This window comes from Pantoea sp. UBA5923, assembly GCF_002431095.1.
GTDB lineage: Bacteria > Pseudomonadota > Gammaproteobacteria > Enterobacterales > Enterobacteriaceae > Pantoea > Pantoea piersonii.
The window spans coordinates 3,682-4,565 of sequence record NZ_DJDN01000076.1 but is presented as its reverse complement, the minus strand read 5'-3'; the positions used below and the strand labels follow the sequence as shown (position 1 = coordinate 4,565).

1 protein-coding gene is annotated in these 884 nt (G+C 57.2%); it reads right to left on the bottom strand.

The genetic code is table 11. From position 1 onward, the window contains the following. Positions 1-884 (bottom strand): multifunctional transcriptional regulator/nicotinamide-nucleotide adenylyltransferase/ribosylnicotinamide kinase NadR (gene nadR / locus B3797_RS17165; RefSeq protein ID WP_311791698.1); only part of this gene is annotated, 884 nt, incomplete at both ends.

Below are 884 nucleotides of genomic sequence, written 5' to 3'. Positions count from 1 at the left end.
ACTGAGCTGCCCAGGCTGCGCAGGCCGTCCGCCACCCAAGGCACGTTATTCTCCAGCAGGATCACCAGGTCGAAACGGTATTCGTCGATCAGCGCCTGCACAAAGGGATGCTCGCGCCCTTCATACTTCAGGCAGAACGCCTGCGTGGTGATGAAATCGGTATCGATAAAGGCGACTTTATTGGCGTACTTCACCGCAAAGTCGATGTACTGCGCCTGGCCGAGAGCGATCTTGTCGTAGTCGGAATATTGCAGCGCCATCTCGTCGCCGCCCAGATGCGAAAAGACGTAGTCGCGTCCGTACTCCCAGGCGCTGGTAGTGTTGAAGATATTCGCCAGCTTGTTGACCAGCGTGGACTTGCCGCTTGATTCCCCGCCGAGCACAGCGACGGTGCGCACGAAAAAGGGCTTAACCTCAGTCGGGATATATTCCCAGTAGCGAAAGGGATCCTGACGGATCTGCGCGCCGCTGATATTCATAAAGGAGCGCGCCGGATCGACCAGTACGGTGCGCACACCCAGGTGCTGTTGATACATCTCCGCGTCCGCGGTTTCGCTGGTGTAGATGCAGTCGGGCGTAACGCCCTGATCGCTGAGAAAGGCTTTTACGCCCTTGCTCCAGACGTCCCAGCCGTGTGGATAAGGCTCGATGCCCTCTTCATTGAAAGAGTGAATCCGAATATTTTTCTGGTACTTGAAGGTCTGCAGCAGCCAGCGTAGCCGATCGCTGACGGTCGGCTGCTGCGACATGGCGCTGTTCTCGAACAGCTCGCGATCGCGCGGCTCGTCGTGCCCCATAATGATATGCAACTCGTCAACCTGGCTGCAGGCGCGCTGGATCAGGTAAATATGGCCGGTATGCAGCGGATAAAACTTGCCGAACAC